Raw genomic sequence first — 15,097 nt, forward strand, 5'->3', positions numbered from 1 at the left:
AGGTACCGCACGCAACGCGAAGCCGTCGCGGACTTGTTCGAATACATCGAAGTGTTTTATAACCGCAGTCGTCGTCATTCATCGCTTGGCTTCGTGTCGCCAACCCAGTTCATGCAAGACTGGGTTGTGGCTCAGCGGACAAGGGATGCGGCTGCATAACCCGGGGCCTCTGGAAGGCGAAAAACCGAGGGAACCTCACTGCCCAGATCTGACCTTTTCCAGCTCCCGCGCGTAATACATCGCCGCCGCATCAATCTCCTCGGCGGTCATGTTGCGCGCCACGTTCCGCATGACGCCATCGATATCATTGGTCCGCGCCCCGCTCGCGAACGCCAGCAACTGCGACTTCGTATAAGCCGCCGGCAAACCATCGAGCCAGGGACTTCCCGCCTTGCTGTCGATGCCGCCATGACACACCGCGCACGGCGCCACATTCCGCATCGGCGCTCCGTGCGCGACGATCGCCGGCGCACGCGCATCGCTCACCTTGCGCTGCGCCGGCGGTCGCGGCAGGCTCGCGTAATACGCCGCGAGATCGCGCATGTCCTGATCGCTCAGGTTCATCGCCATCGGCGACATCACCGCGTTGCTGCGCGCGCCCTTCTGAAAATCGATCAACTGCTTGTAGATCACCGCCGCATACTGGCCCGCCAGATTCGGCGAGTTCGCATCGCTCATGCCGCGCTCGCCATGACACATCGTGCAGCGCAAGGCCAGCGTCGCGCCTCGTCCGATGGAATTCGAACTGACCGTCGCGAGCAGTTGCGGCGTCATCTCGACGCTCGTCAGCTTCGCCTCCGGCTCGACGATCACGCCTCCCGCGTACCAGCTGCGCGGCACGCCCGCCGCGCTGCAGATGGCGTTCCAGATGCCGCTGAACTGCGCATCGCGCTGCACCGAAGGCAGCCACACGAAGCCGATCAGCGCCGCCACGATGGCGATGCCAATCGTCCCCAGCACGCTGACCGTGAACCAGCGGTTGCGGAAAGTGAAGAGGCGTTCGTCGCTCATCGCGCGGCTCCGATGGGCACGGCGGGCACCGACGTGTCGGAGCGCGCGAGCAGTTGCGCGATCGGATAGCCGTAGTTGACGAGCGTGAGCCCGATCATCAGCGTGAGCCACAGGGCAAAGCTGTTCAGCGCCACCGGAATGCTGCTCGGCTCGTGCACCGCGCGGCTGAAGCGGAACGGCTCGATCGTGGCGCGCGGCGTGCGATGCGCCTTCACCAGCACGATGAAGAACAGCACCGCCGACACCAGCAGAATCAGCGCGCCCACCACCGAGATCACCACGGACAGCGCCTGCGCCGCGATCTCCGGGTCGCTGTAGTCATAGAAGGCCATGCGTCGCGGCATGCCCAGCAGGCCGACGAAATGCCACGGGAACGTCAGCACGATCATGCCGATGAACCACAGCCACAGTTGCCAGCGCATCAGCTTCGGATGCAGCAGCGGCCGCCCGGTCAGATGCGGCCACAGATCGTAGGCAATCACGAAGTACATGATGACGATCGCCCCGCCGAAAATCAGGTGGAAGTGCCCGGTCACCCACTGCGTGTTGTGAATCGTCGAATCGAGCTGGTAGCTCATGTTGATGAGGCCGCCCGCGCCGCCAAAGCCGAGCATCACGAACGAGAACGCCACGGCCAGCATCATCGGATTGTCCCAGGGCAGCGCCTTCAGCCAGCCCAGCGGGCCGCGTCCGCCGCGCAGCCGCGCCGCGATCTCCACCGACGCGCAGATCGTGAACACCGTCAGCAGCGTCGGCACGGCGACGAGCGCGGTGAACACCGAATGCATGAACTTGAAGCCCGAGCCCACTTGCGGATCGGCGAACAGGTGATGGATCCCGATCGGCATCGACACCACGAGGAACAGGATGAACGAGATGCGCGCCATGGCATCGCTGTACAGACGGCCGCCGATCGCGCGCGGGATGATCGTGTAGTACGCCACGTAGGCGGGCACCAGCCAGAAATAGACGATGGCGTGCAGCGTCCACGAGAAGAAGACGCGAGCGAGGCCGGCATCGATGGTCGTCTTCCAGCCGAAGGCCACCGGCAGGATCAGGAACAGCACTTCGATCGCCGCGCCCACCGCGGTCCAGCCCCACAGATAGGCGCCCGCGACGGTCGCGAACATCGCGAGCGGCACCGGCTTGCCGCGGTTCTCGCGCTTCCACGCCGCGAGGTTCACCGACATCAGCGCAACCCACACCCACGAGCCCACCACGACCAGTACCACGCCGATGTAATAGAAGACATTGCCGATCATCGGCGGATAGAAGGTGTAGAGGACCGAAGCCAGACCCATCGCCACCGGTATGGTTGCCGTGATCGCGCCCGCTGCTACCAGCCAGAAGCCCAGCCACGCCCAGCGCAAACCCGCGAGCGGACGCTTCAGCGCCAGTTCGCTGACGGCATAGCCGAAGCCCATCGCCACGAGCGTCGGAAAGGCATAGCCCATCACGGTGCCGTGCTCCGTCACCGAGCGGTAGTACAGCTCCGGATTCTGCAGCCACGGATGCAGTGGACTGCGCACCAGCATCTGCCATGCGCCGAGCAGGAGCGCGATGCCGAAGGCGCCGAACGCCAGCCAGAAATGCGCGAGGACGAGCCGCTTGCTATTGAACACAGGACACTCTCCGCGAACGGGCCGGCAGCTTGGCGGCCCTCTCCATGAACTCGGCGCGATCGATCACCTTCACGTGCGCCCACATGTTCTGATGCCCGGTGCCGCAGTACTCGTGGCAGGGCATCAGATGATCGCCGGTCGTCTCGAAGGTCGTCTTGAAGGTCGAGACATAACCCGGTTCCAGCATCGAATTGATGTTGGTGCCGGTGATCAGGAAGCCATGTACGACGTCCGCCGCCGTCGCGCGGAACGTCACCGGCACGCCCGCCGGCACCACCAGGCATTGCGGCGTGAACGAATACTGCTGCGCGACGATGCGCACCGTCACCGAACCATCCGCCTCCGGCGCGCTGCCCAGATTGCTCTCGATGAATTCGCCCGACACGCCGAGCGTCTCCGGCCGCACGGTCTCGACCCGCGACGGCGGCATCATCGCCCAGTGCAGGCCGGTGTAGACGACCATCCCGACCAGCAGCACGGCGATCGCGAGGACGAGGATCGCCCAGCGCCGCTCCACGCGTTCGGCAATGTCATGCGAGCTTGGATCGATGGCCATATGCGAAGTCTGGATGAATCACCGGATCACGCCGCGCGGCAGGAACACGGCGAAGTAAAAAACGAACCACATGCCGATCACGATCGCAGTCGAGATACCGGCCAGCACGATTGCGCCGCTCGGGCCGCGCTTCACAATCTCGTCGAGCTTCGCGTCTTCCTCGGCGTTCGGGTCTTCGTTCATGGTCGTCAGGGTTCTAGTAAAGCGGCGCCGAGCGCAGTTCGTTCACGTCCTTCACCGTCACCGGCGCGCCCTGGTTGCCCCATGCGGTGCGGATGTAGGTCACCACCGCCGCCACCTCGACATCGGACAGCGCTTGCGCGAACGGCGGCATGCCATACGGCTTCGGATTCTTGAACGTGCCAGGCGGATAACCGCCGTTCAGCACCATGCGGATCGGGTTCACGGCCGAGTTCATCACGATCGACTGATTGTTCGCGAGCGGCGGAAAATCCGGCGGCTTGCCCTCGCCGCGCGCGGCGTGGCACTCGGCACATTGGGCGTCGTAGATCTTCTTGCCGAGCGGCGCGAGACTCGTCTGCTGCTCCATCACCGCCGGTCCGGGCGGCGCGGCCTTGTCGCCGGAACGCGCGGGCAGCGCCTTCAGATAAACGGCCATCGCGCGGACGTCGTCCTCGCTCAGATACTGGAGGCTGTCGTACACCACTTCGGCCATCGGGCCGTACACCGCGCCGCGATGACTCACGCCCGCATGCAGCAAACCGACGATGTCGTCCATGCTCCAGTCGCCGAGGCCTGCCTCCCGGTTCGAGGTCAGCGAAGGCGCGTACCAGTTCTGGATCGGGATCAATCCGCCCTCGAATGCCTTGGAGCTCACGTTGCCGCCGAGTGCGTTGATCGCGGTGTGGCACATCGAGCAATGTCCGAGTCCTTCGACCAGATACGCGCCGCGATTCCATTCCGCCGATTGCTTCGGGTCGGGCCGGTACTCGCCCTCCCTGAAGAACAGCGAGCGCCAGCCAAACAGCAGTTGCCGCTTGTTGAACGGAAAGCGCAGTTCGTGCGGCCGGTTCGGCTGGTGCACGGGCGGCGTCGACATCAGGAACGCGTAGATCGCGTCGGAATCGGCGCGCGTGACTTTCGTGTAGGACGTGTACGGCATCGCCGGATAGAGCAGCGAGCCGTCGCGCGACTTGCCGTCGTGCATCATCCGGTAGAACTCGTCGGCGCTCCAGCCGCCGATGCCCGTCTCCCGGTCCGACGAAATGTTGGGCGTGAAGAGCGTGCCGAACGGCGTGTCCATCGGCCGGCCGCCGCCGAAGGTCCGGCCGGCGGGCAGCGTATGGCACGCGATGCAATCGCCCGCGCGCGCCAGATACTCGCCGCGCTTGATCGTCTCCGCGCGGTCCTGCGCATGGACCTGCCTCAACGGTGCCAGCAGCAACACCGCCCATGCCGCCCATGCCGCCAGTAGAACCGCGACGGTCAGCGCTCCGGAGGGTCGAAATCGGCGCACGTCGTGGTCCTCGTCAGTGGGGAACGCTGCCGCAGGCGAGCGGCATCGTGAGCGAACCGGCCGCCACCGGCGCCGGATCAGCCGGCGCGGGCAGCGAGGCCAGGTACGCGGCGATCCCGGTGATGTCGCGATCGGAGAGCAGCTTGGCGATCTGGCCCATGCAATCGGGCGCGGCCGTGGTGCGGGTGCCGTAGCGCCATGCGCCCAGTTGCGCGCTCAGATAATCGGCATGCAGGCCCAGCAGGCCGGGGATGGCAGGCTCCATGCCGGTCATCGCCGGGCCGTGGCAGCTGATGCAGGCAGGCACGCTGCGCACCGGATCGCCTTTCGTGACCAGCGACCTGCCCAGTTCGAGCGTTTTTGCATCGACACTGACGGGCGCCGGCGGCGGGAACGGCGGACGCTCGCCCGCGAAGTACGCGGCAATCTCCTTCAGATAGGCATCCGGAAGATAGGCGAGCAGGTAATTCATCGGCGGATATTTGCGCCGGCCGTCGCGGAAGGCGAGCAACTGGTTGTACAGGTAGCCGGCAGGCTTGCCGGACAGGCGCGGGAAATAGTCGTTGTCCGTGCCCTCGCCGTGCGCGCCGTGACAGGCGGCGCAGCCCATCACGCGGGCCTTCATGGTGTCCGGCGCGCGCTCGGTGGCCGGCGCGTCCGCGGCGAACGCCCCGCTGCCGAAACACAGCAAGAGTGCGCACACGATGAACGTGCTGAGCTTCGCCGCGTCTGTCACGTTCTGCACGTAACCCCCGGTTGTCGAAATGCCGTGTTCGAAATGCCGTTGTCGATACGCCGCGCGGGACAGGCCCGCATCCGGCACGCTGCTTCAAGGCACTGCAGTGAACATGCTGTCGATGGGTTGCGTCAGGCTGTTCTGATACTAGAAGACAGCGCCCGCTTTTCCCAGCACCGGGATTGTCTCAATGCGCGCGCACGCCGCGTGGCGGGCACGAGCGCGTTTCTTGATCTAAAACAATCTATTCAATATTTTCGGGATAGGCAAAGAGCCGGCCGCGCTCACTTGAGCCCAAGGCGCTTCGCGAGACGATTCAGGTTGGCCCGATCCAGACCCAGCTCGCGGGCCGCGGACGCCCAGTTCTGCTCATGACGCCTGAGCGTATCGAGGATCAGCGCGCGTTCGTAGGCGCTCACCGCTGCACGAAAGTCCGTGCCGCTTGCCGACAGCGGCGGCGGCGCGGCGGACGCCTGCGTCGGGGCGGCATCGCCGTTGAGCGCGAGATCGGCGGCGCTGAGCGTCAGGATGCGCGGACGCTCGCGGTGCGACGCCAGCGCCTTCAACGCGCTCCGGCCGATCAGATGCTCCAGTTCGCGCACGTTTCCCGGCCAGCGATAGGCCAGCAGCGCGGCCTGGGCGTCGGCGGCGAGGCGCAGACTCAGCAGGCCGAGACGCGAACGGTTTTCCTCGAGGAAGAAGCCGGCCAGCAGCAGCACGTCGCGGCCGCGCTCGCGCAGCGCCGGCACGACCAGCGGATAGACCGACAGCCGGTGATACAGGTCCGCGCGGAACCGCCCTTCGCGCACTTCTTCGGCGAGATCGCGATTGGTCGCGGCGATCAGCCGTACATCCACCTTGTGTTCGCTGTCCGAACCGATGCGCTGCAACTGCCCGTTCTGCAGCACGCGCAGCAGTTTCGCCTGCACGGGCAGCGGCAGTTCGCCGACTTCGTCGAGAAAGAGGGTGCCGCCGTCGGCGAGTTCGAACTTCCCGCGCCGGTCCGACGACGCCCCCGAAAACGCCCCTCGCACATGCCCGAAGAGCTCGCTTTCGACGAGCGTATCCGGCAGCGCGGCGCAGTTGAGGCTGACGAGCGGCTTGTCGGCGCGCGGCGACAGCGCGTGAATCTCGCTCGCGACGAGTTCCTTGCCGACGCCCGTCTCGCCCGTCACAAGCACAGTGAGATCGCTCGAGGCGACGATCGCGATCTCCTCCAGCATCCGCCGATGCCGGTCGCTGCCGCCGATCATCTCGCGCCGCTTCGGCCCGCCTGCCTGCCGGTAAGCCTCCGCGCGATGACGCTCCGCCTCCCTCGAACGCGCCAGCCGGTCGATGCGCCCCGCGACGCTCACCGTCGCCGCCGCAAGACTCAGAAACGCTTGCAGCGAGGCCATGTCGATTCCGTCGAAACGGGCGGGATCGAGCGCGTCGAGGGTCAGCAGGCCCCACGCGCGGCCATCGATCCACAGCGGGCAGCCCAGGCAGTCGTGCACCTCCAGATGGCCGCTCAAGCCCTTGACGAGGCCGTCATAGGGATCGGGAAGGTCGGAGCTGGCGGAGAAGCGTGTCGGCGCCTCGTGCGCAAGGATGCGCGCGAAACGCGGATGTTCGCTCACCCGGAAGCGCCGCCCGAGCGTATCGCCCGACAGACCGTCGATGGCGAGCGGCACGAGCGTGTCGCCGTCGAGCCGCAGGAGCGCGGTGGCGTCGCTCGGAAAAAGCGCGCGGGACGTATGCAGCAGACGCCGGTAGCGCTCGGTGTCCGGCATCTCGCTCGACAGATCCTCGATGAGCGGAACCAGCGCGTCGAGCAGCACGCGCGAAGTCATTGCGACTACGTCAGCAGTCTTTTTGACTAGAGTCGAATCGACCATATAAATCTTCAAGGCATTGATTTAACGACGATTCTACCTTGGCACAAAATCTGTATTGGAGTTTGCACAGACTTCCGATGCGCCATGCATCTTCATCAACGAGGAAAGAACCATGCTGTCAGCCGAACACCGTGCCATCGTCAAGGCAACCGTTCCCCTGCTCGAAAGCGGCGGCGAAGCGCTCACCACCCATTTCTACGCCCGGCTGCTCGCCGACTATCCCGAAGTCCGCCCGATGTTCAATCACGCGCACCAGGCGAGCGGCGCGCAACAGCGCGCGCTCGCCAACGGGGTGCTGATGTATGCGCGCCATATCGATGAACTGGAGAAGCTCGGCGGGCTCGTCGGCCAGATCATCAACAAGCACGTCGCGCTGAATATCCAGCCCGAGCATTATCCGATCGTCGGACGCTGCCTGCTCGCATCGATCCGGGACGTGCTCGGCGCGGAGATCGCCACCGATGCCGTCATCGACGCCTGGGCCGCCGCCTACGGGCAGCTCGCCGATCTGCTGATCGGGCTCGAGGAAGGCATTTACAGCGAACGCGAACAGGCGCCCGGCGGCTGGCGCGGCACGCGGCGCTTCGTCATTGCCCGCAAGGAGAAGGAAAGCGACGAGATCACGTCGTTCTACCTGACGCCCGAAGACGGTGGCGCCCTGCTCGACTTCCGTCCGGGCCAGTACATCGGCTTGCGGGTGGTGATCGACGGCGAGGAAGTGCGTCGCAACTATTCGCTGTCGGCCGCGCCGGATGGCCGCGAGTACCGCATCAGCGTGAAGCGCGAGGCGAACGGCAAAGTCTCCGGCTTCCTGCACGAGCACAAGCACGCCGGCGACGTGCTCGAACTCTATCCGCCCGCCGGCCATTTCACGCTCGAACCCGGCGAGAAGCCGGTCGTGTTCATCAGCGGCGGCGTCGGCATCACGCCGACGCTCGCGATGCTGCACACCGCGCTCGTGACGCAGCGTTCAGTCACGTTCATTCATTCGGCGCGGCACGGCGGCGTGCATGCGTTCCGCGAGACCATCGAGACGCTGGCGGCGCGCCATCCGCAGCTCAAGCGCTTCTATTGCTACGAGCACGCGCGCGACGGCGATCATCCGGCGGACGGAATCGGTTTCGTCGACGAAGCCTTGCTCGACAAGTGGCTGCCCGCGGATCGCGACCTCGATGCCTATTTTCTTGGGCCCAAGCCCTTCATGAAGGCCGTGAAGAAGCACTTGAAGGCGCTTGGCGTGCCCGAGTCGCAGAGCCGTTATGAGTTCTTCGGCCCGGCAGCGGCGCTCGACTGAACGCCTTGACGCGTGGTGTTCGAAACCGCGGCGCAGCTTGCCGCGCTTTTTTTTTTCGTCCGGCGAAGACCTCCACTGGTTACCCCATATTCCACAAAACCGGCTATTTGAATAGGCCACCATCCGGCCTATTCTGAACCTGTCCAAACCCACCAAGGAGCAGCGCCATGGAATCCCGTCTCGACTTCTACAAGGCCAATCCCGCCGCTATCAAGGCCCTCGTCGGCGTGGAAGAGCGCATCGGCAAATCCGCGCTCGAAAAGTCCCTGACTCATCTGGTGCGCCTGCGCGCGTCGCAAATCAACGGCTGCGCGTTCTGCGTCGACATGCACACCACCGATGCCCGCAAGGGCGGCGAGACGGATCGCCGTCTTGCGACCGTCGTGGTATGGCGCGAGACGCCGTTCTTCACGGATCGCGAACGCGCCGCGTTCGAATGGACCGAAGCACTGACGCTGGTCTCGCACGACCATGTGCCGGACGCCGTCTGGCAAGCCGTGAAGCCGCATTTCAGCGACGAGGAAATCGTCGACCTGACGCTGCTCGTAACCGCGATCAATGCATGGAACCGTTTCGCCATCAGCTTCCGCAAGCTGCCCGCCTGACGCGCCCGGCCCACTTTGACGATCCGGGCGTCGCAATGTGACTATGATGGCAGGCACCTTCCATGAACATGGCGCCCTGGCCATCTGATCGTGAATCTTCGTTCTCTTCGCCTCGCCGTCCTGGTCATCGCCGCGTCACTCGCGCTCGGCGGCTGCGGTCTGTTCGGCTGCGGCGGCGTGGCCACCAACGGCGGCGGCTTCGGCGGTTGCAGCGTCGGCACGCGCTTCTGAGGCTTCTCCCTCATTCGGCAGGGCTCGCATTGAGCCCGCGAAGCGGCGTCCTTCCCCACGGGAGCAGGGTTTTCCGGCAAGCCGTTCCCGCCGACACTTTCTCCAACCACCCGTTTGGAGAAAATCATGGACGCTGACCTCGCTCTCGCCCTCTTCGCATGCGCTTCACTGGCATCGGCACTGAGCTTTCCGGCGTGGCTTGCCATGATCGAACGGCGCACGCCACGGTACGTCACAGTCACGGCTGCCGTCCGGCTGACGAGATAAGAGAGCGAGGAGACCATCCGCCGGCGGCTGCACAACACGCGCAATCGCAATCGGCCTGCGGGCCGCCTCGTCAGTCGCAAGCCGCGAAACGCGCGAGCTCGATAACAATAAAACGGGCGACACGCCGGGTCGCCCGTCCTGGTCACTCCTTCATGGCAGGCGTATAAGGCAGATCCAGTGCCGCCGCGCGCGCATGCCGCACCGTATGCGCCTGACGCATCGGCTTCAGCACGAAGAGCGCAAGCAGCGCCGAGAGCGCCGCCATCCCCGCCGCGAGCATGAACACGGCGTGCCAGCTTCCGGTCATCGACGTGATGACGCTCGAAAATGGCACCAGCAGCGCAGCCGTGCCCTTGGCCGTATAGAGCAGCCCTGCATTGGTCGCCGCGAACTTCGGGCCGAAGGTGTCGCCGCAGGTCGCCGGGAACAGGCTGTAGATCTCGCCCCAGGCGAAGAACACGATGCCGGTCAGCACCACGAAGGCCACCGGACTCTGTCCATAGCGCGACAGCGCGACGATGCCCACCGCCTCGATGGCGAACGCGATGAACATCGTGTTCTCGCGCCCGATGCGGTCCGATACCCAGCCGAAGAAGGGTCGCGTGAGGCCGTTGAGCACGCGGTCGATGGTCAGCGCGAAAGTGAGCGCCGGCAGCGTCAGGCCGAGCAGCGAGACGGGTGAATCATGCAGGCCGAAGTCCTTCGCGATGGGACCGAGTTGCGCGGTGGCCATCAGGCCGCCTGCCGCCATCATCACGAACATCAGGTACATGACCCAGAAGATCGGCGAGGCCAGCACCTGCTTCGGGCTGGCGTTGTAGACGGCCGCCTTGACCGCGCTTTTCATGGAGGCAAGCAGTTGAACCGGCGGGGCATAGAGCGCCATGCCGAGCAGGAAGACCACGAGTCCCTGTCCCAGCCCGAACCACAGGAAGGTCGCTTCATAGCCGCTCGATTTGATCATGTGCGCGATGGGCACGACGGTCGCCGCCGATCCCATGCCGAAGCCCGCCGCCGTGATGCCCGCCGCCAGCCCGCGCCGCGCCGGAAACCACTTCAGCGCATTGCCGACGCAGGTGCCGTACACCGCGCCCGCGCCCACCCCGCCGACGGCCGCCGCGAAATAGAGCAAGGGCAGCGAAGACGCCACCGAGTTGAGCGCCCAGGCAATCGCGCAGAGCAGACCGCCGCCCACGACGACCGGACGCGGACCGTATTTGTCGACCAGATAGCCTTCCACCGGAACGAGCCAGGTCTCGGTCACGACGAAGATCGTGAACGCCACCTGAATGGCGGCGCGGCCCCAGTGATACTTCTCATCGATCGGATTGACGAAGAGCGTCCAGCCATATTGCATGTTGGCGATCATCGCCATGCAGATCACGCCGAAAACCAATTGCACCCACGGCGAAGCGAGACGCGAGGTCCTGCCTTCGCGGTCCATCTGGTCCGTTCCCATGCCTGTCTCCTTGGCAATCATGCCTTGTGTATGCGTGCGCCGATCGGCGCCTCTCGCGGCATGAGCAGCGTCGCCGCATATACACAGTATTTGATATATCAAGTAAGTCAAGCGAAAGAAACGACCGGGTTTTCACGGAGAAAACCGGGCATCGTCAGCGCTTGAAAGCCAGAGGAGAGGCAGAACGAAGGGAAAAAAAAAACCCGGCAGAGACAGGCCTGCCGGGCGATGAGCGTGGGCGAGACATGGCAATCCGCAACACGCCCTCTCTTTATATTGAAAGATAAACGTAATGTAAACGGAAATTTATGTAGGGTTTACGATCCGGCCGGTTTCGCCTGTTCCTGGAAGCCGTCAGAACACGTTCACCGGCACGTTCACCATCAGTCGATACACGTCGCTCGTGCCGTCCGGATAATACGGGCTGTTGCTGTGGTGGTGCATGTAATAGAACTTGATCGACGTGTTCTTCAGCTTGCCGCTTGGCACCGTGTAGCTCGGAATCACGCCCACTTCGTAGTGCGTTCCCTGGATCGGCGTGCCGTTGATGCGGTATGCCGCGGCCTGCGCGCTGGTGCCGTTGGCCATCGCGCTGCCGTCCGCATCCCAGCCATATGCGCCCCACACCGCGACCTTGAGACCCGGCACGCCGTAGTGCTTCATGTCGAGCGTATAGGTGAGACTCAAGGACTTTTCATGCGGCTGGTTGTAGTCGACATCCAGCGAGTTGGACAAGTAGTCGCCCGCGGACTGCCCCATGTAGTCGAACCTCTGATCGCTCACGATCTGCTGATACGCCACCTGCACCGTATGCGCGCCGTGCGTACCCGACAATGCCAGCGAGTAGGCATTGTTGGTGATCGCGCCCTGCCGCTGGTCGCCGATCGAACCCGTGTAGTAGTAGTTCAGCGCGCCCGTCCAGCGTATCGAGGCGGGATCGCCGATGCTGTGCGTCGCATTCAGGTAGTACTGTTGCCACACGTCGTTGGCAATGCCGCCCCATAGCGAGAAGGCCGTGTCGTCGCCATGGGTCCAGTCGCCGCCGAAGAAGCTGAAGCGCGAGATATGCGTGCCGCCGTATTCGGTCGTGAGTCCGGTGACGCTCGTCATGCCGCGCGCAAGCACGGCGTCCACCGTGCCGGCCTTGAGCGTCAAGCCCCTGATCTCATCGCTCTCCAGCGAGAAGCCGCGATACGTCGGCGGCAGCGAGCGGTTGTCGTGCGGCACGAGGAACGGATCGTCGAAGAGTTGCTGACCGTATTTGAGCACGGTGTTCGAGACGCGCGCCTTCACGTCCCACACGCCGGGATAAGCCCACGCCAGTTGTCCCGATCCGCCGCCGTCCGTGCCGAGGTGCACGCGGTTGCCTGCGCCCTCCCCGCCATTGAACTTGAATGCGCCGAACAGGGAGACGTCGCCGCCCAGTCCGATCAGCCCCTTCGTATAGCCCGACTCGAACACGGCCTGTGCGCCCAGCACCGATGCATCCTTCTTGCCGCTGCCCTTCAGGTCGTCATGCTCGGTGTAGGACCGCAGCAGCAGGTTGAAATGCGAGTCCTCGATCAAGCCGTTCGACTTCGCCTGGCTGCTCATGGGCGCATCGGCTTCCGTATGCGGCGGCGATGCGGGCGGCGCTTCGGTGTGACGCGTCGAGGCGTCGGCATCGGTTTCATCGGCATGAGAGGTAGCGGCGGCGGCCATGAAACCGCTGCACAGCAGAATCGACAGCGCGATTGATCGCTTTTGTTTTTTCATTAGAAAGATCTCCACGAATTGATGCAACGCTCGACTGCGCGCACAGAAAAATCAGGATGCAGAACACCCCGCCCGCAGATCGGCAAGGTCTGGGCGTACGGACAGGATCGGGTGAAGCGGCAGGCCGGCCAGGTCGGCTACACCGGCCTTTCGCTATAGGGCGTGGATTGGGCGACTCATGCGGGTGGACGCGTCCTCGCTATCGAAGGGTTGCAGTGAAAGCGCACGTCCGTCATGCGAACAGACAAGCTACTGAGGCATCGCCGCCGAGCGGGCGCAGCGCGGGCACCTCGTGCGCGCAGCGCGCCTGCGCCATCGGGCAGCGCGTGCGGAATACGCAGCCCGAAGGCGGATCGATGGGACTGGGGATATCGCCCGGCAGGATCTCCACGGTGCGGGCACGCTGGATCGCCGGATCGGGCACCGGCACGGCGGAGAGCAGTGCGCGCGTATAGGGATGGCGCGGCGTGTCGTAGAGCGCGTGCTTGCTGGCCAGCTCCATCACGCGTCCGAGGTACATGACCATCACGCGATCGGAGATATGGCGCACCACGGCCAGGTCGTGCGCAATGAAGATCAGCGCGAGCTTCATCTCCTTCTGCAACGACCGGAGCAGGTTCACGATCTGCGCCTGAATGGAGACATCGAGCGCGGACACGGGCTCGTCGCAGATCACGAGCTTCGGCTCGACCACCAGCGCCCGCGCGATGCCGATGCGCTGACACTGGCCGCCGGAGAACTCGTGCGGATAGCGATTGATCATCTGCTCGCGCAAGCCGACGCGCGCCATCATCGCGCGCACGCGGGCGTCGATCTCGCGCTTGTGCATGCCCGGCCGATGCTCGACGAGCGGTTCGGCGATGATCTGCCCGACCGTCATGCGCGGATCGAGCGAGGCGAGCGGATCCTGAAAGATCATCTGCACGTTGGCGCGCAGCGCGTGCCATGCATGTTTCGACGCGTTCGCGAGCGGCGCGCCCATCCAGACGATCTCGCCGCCCGTGGCCGGAATCAGGTTGAGGATCGCGCGCGACAAGGTGGACTTGCCGCAGCCCGATTCGCCGACCACGCCAAGCGTTTCGCCGGCCTTGAGATCGAAGCTGACGCCATCGACGGCCTTCAGCGTGCGCTTCGCTGCCCACGGCAGGCGCTGCTTCGCCCCGACCTGAAAATGCACGCGCATCTCGCGTACGGAAAGCAGGCTGGCGTCAGACATGATTGATCTCTCCGAGGCGGGCATGCATCTGTTCGACAGGTCGATGGCACGCGCGCATCCCATGCAGGCCGATGCGCTGGAGCTCGGGCGCCACGCGCGCGCACTCATCGCTCGCGTCCGCGCAGCGCTCGTGAAACGGACAACCCGCGAGCGGATGCGCCATGTTCGGCGGATTGCCCGGAATGCCGACCAGCTCGCCGCCGTCGTGGTCGAGCCTCGGCAGCGCGCGCAACAGACCGATGGTGTACGGATGCGAAGGCCGGGCGAAGAGCGTCGGCGCATCGCACTGTTCCATCACGCGGCCGCCGTACATCACCATCACCTGATCGCACAGGCCGGCGACGACGCCCAGATCGTGCGTGATCAGCACGATCGACGTGCCGAAGTCATGCTGGAGCGTGCGCAGCAGTTGCAGGATCTGCGCTTGCACGGTGACGTCGAGCGCGGTGGTGGGTTCGTCGGCGAACAGGATTTCAGGCTCGCACAGCAGCGCCATCGCAATCATCACGCGCTGCCGCATGCCGCCCGAGAGTTCGTGCGGATACTGCCCGATGCGATGCGCCGCTTCCGGAATGCGCACCGCTTCGAGCATCGCGATGGCGCGCTTGCGTGCCTCGCGGCGCGTCAGGTTCTTGTGCAGTTCGAGCACCTCGGTCATCTGCCGTTCGATGGTCAGATACGGATTGAGCGAACTCATCGGGTCCTGGAAGATCATCGAAAGGCGATTGCCGCGGATGCGGTTCAGGCGCCGCCCGCTCATGCCGATGAGATCGTCGCCGCGATACAGCGCCTGGCCCATGGCCCGGCCGTTCGGCGCCAGCAGCCCGAGCATCGCGAGCACGCTCTGGCTCTTGCCCGAACCCGACTCGCCAACGATGCCGAGCGTCGCGCCCGCCTCAAGCGTAAAGCTCACGCCGTTGACGGCGCGCACGGCGGCGTCGTGAGTCGCGAACTCGACCTGCAAGTCCTTCACTTCGAGTAGCGGCATGGC

Annotated in this window: 15 protein-coding genes; 4 read left to right on the plus strand and 11 right to left on the minus strand. The window is 64.8% G+C overall.

Going from position 1 to position 15,097, the window contains the following annotated elements:
• The coding region (locus QCE62_RS30870) for an IS3 family transposase (RefSeq protein WP_309927521.1) at window positions 1–159 on the plus strand (159 nt) is incomplete at its 5' end.
• 36 nt (window positions 160–195) lie between these two features.
• On the opposite strand, the gene QCE62_RS30875 is transcribed toward QCE62_RS30870, so the two are convergent.
• The 7 genes from QCE62_RS30875 to norR all read right to left on the minus strand — a co-directional run bounded on the left by QCE62_RS30875 (window position 196) and on the right by norR (window position 7,279).
• Window positions 196–1,011, minus strand: a complete 816-nt coding sequence (locus tag QCE62_RS30875) for a c-type cytochrome (protein ID WP_309926430.1) — start codon at window positions 1,009–1,011, stop codon at window positions 196–198.
• Entirely contained in the window at window positions 1,008–2,633 is a 1,626-nt protein-coding gene (locus tag QCE62_RS30880) for a b(o/a)3-type cytochrome-c oxidase subunit 1 (protein WP_309926431.1), read from the minus strand. Before QCE62_RS30880 ends, QCE62_RS30875 begins: the two co-directional genes overlap by 4 nt.
• A complete protein-coding gene (locus QCE62_RS30885) occupies window positions 2,623–3,189 on the minus strand; it encodes a cytochrome C oxidase subunit II (RefSeq protein ID WP_309926433.1) in 567 nt (188 codons plus the stop codon). The genes QCE62_RS30880 and QCE62_RS30885 overlap by 11 nt, the downstream gene beginning before the upstream one ends.
• Before the next feature lie 18 nt (window positions 3,190–3,207).
• Window positions 3,208–3,372 carry a hypothetical protein gene (locus QCE62_RS30890; protein ID WP_309820351.1) on the minus strand — a complete coding sequence of 55 codons (165 nt, stop codon included), beginning with the start codon at window positions 3,370–3,372 and terminating at the stop codon, window positions 3,208–3,210.
• 13 nt (window positions 3,373–3,385) lie between these two features.
• Window positions 3,386–4,666 carry a c-type cytochrome gene (locus tag QCE62_RS30895; RefSeq protein WP_409017942.1) on the minus strand — a complete coding sequence of 427 codons (1,281 nt, stop codon included), beginning with the start codon at window positions 4,664–4,666 and terminating at the stop codon, window positions 3,386–3,388.
• Between the two features lie 13 nt (window positions 4,667–4,679).
• Window positions 4,680–5,291: a c-type cytochrome gene (locus QCE62_RS30900; protein ID WP_309927525.1), complete on the minus strand. Its 612-nt coding sequence runs from the start codon at window positions 5,289–5,291 to the stop codon at window positions 4,680–4,682.
• Between the two features lie 395 nt (window positions 5,292–5,686).
• Window positions 5,687–7,279, minus strand: a complete 1,593-nt coding sequence (norR, locus tag QCE62_RS30905) for a nitric oxide reductase transcriptional regulator NorR (RefSeq protein ID WP_309926435.1) — start codon at window positions 7,277–7,279, stop codon at window positions 5,687–5,689.
• 112 nt (window positions 7,280–7,391) lie between these two features.
• Here norR and hmpA point away from each other — a divergent pair, with 112 nt between their 5' ends.
• The 3 genes from hmpA to QCE62_RS30920 all read left to right on the plus strand — a co-directional run bounded on the left by hmpA (window position 7,392) and on the right by QCE62_RS30920 (window position 9,409).
• The gene (hmpA, locus tag QCE62_RS30910) at window positions 7,392–8,573 is read left to right on the plus strand and encodes an NO-inducible flavohemoprotein (RefSeq protein WP_309926436.1); all 1,182 of its coding nucleotides are present in this window, start codon (window positions 7,392–7,394) and stop codon (window positions 8,571–8,573) included.
• A gap of 167 nt (window positions 8,574–8,740) precedes the next feature.
• Window positions 8,741–9,178 carry a carboxymuconolactone decarboxylase family protein gene (locus tag QCE62_RS30915; protein WP_309926437.1) on the plus strand — a complete coding sequence of 146 codons (438 nt, stop codon included), beginning with the start codon at window positions 8,741–8,743 and terminating at the stop codon, window positions 9,176–9,178.
• Window positions 9,179–9,268: 90 nt separating this feature from the next.
• Window positions 9,269–9,409, plus strand: coding sequence for a hypothetical protein (locus QCE62_RS30920; protein WP_309820363.1), 141 nt, complete (start codon window positions 9,269–9,271; stop codon window positions 9,407–9,409).
• A gap of 409 nt (window positions 9,410–9,818) precedes the next feature.
• Here the strand turns inward: QCE62_RS30920 and oxlT are convergent, their stop codons facing one another.
• The 4 genes from oxlT to QCE62_RS30940 form a co-directional block, all read right to left on the minus strand.
• Window positions 9,819–11,135: an oxalate/formate MFS antiporter gene (oxlT, locus tag QCE62_RS30925; RefSeq protein WP_309926439.1), complete on the minus strand. Its 1,317-nt coding sequence runs from the start codon at window positions 11,133–11,135 to the stop codon at window positions 9,819–9,821.
• 354 nt (window positions 11,136–11,489) lie between these two features.
• Window positions 11,490–12,890 (minus strand): OprD family outer membrane porin, encoded by a 1,401-nt coding sequence (locus QCE62_RS30930; RefSeq protein ID WP_309926441.1) that lies wholly within the window; start codon window positions 12,888–12,890, stop codon window positions 11,490–11,492.
• Between the two features lie 232 nt (window positions 12,891–13,122).
• Window positions 13,123–14,106 carry an oligopeptide/dipeptide ABC transporter ATP-binding protein gene (locus tag QCE62_RS30935; protein WP_309926444.1) on the minus strand — a complete coding sequence of 328 codons (984 nt, stop codon included), beginning with the start codon at window positions 14,104–14,106 and terminating at the stop codon, window positions 13,123–13,125.
• Window positions 14,099–15,094 (minus strand): oligopeptide/dipeptide ABC transporter ATP-binding protein, encoded by a 996-nt coding sequence (locus QCE62_RS30940; protein WP_309926445.1) that lies wholly within the window; start codon window positions 15,092–15,094, stop codon window positions 14,099–14,101. The genes QCE62_RS30935 and QCE62_RS30940 overlap by 8 nt, the downstream gene beginning before the upstream one ends.
• Window positions 15,095–15,097: the final 3 nt, after the last annotated feature.

It is taken from the genome of Caballeronia sp. LZ033, assembly GCF_031451265.1.
In the GTDB taxonomy this organism is placed as follows: domain Bacteria; phylum Pseudomonadota; class Gammaproteobacteria; order Burkholderiales; family Burkholderiaceae; genus Caballeronia.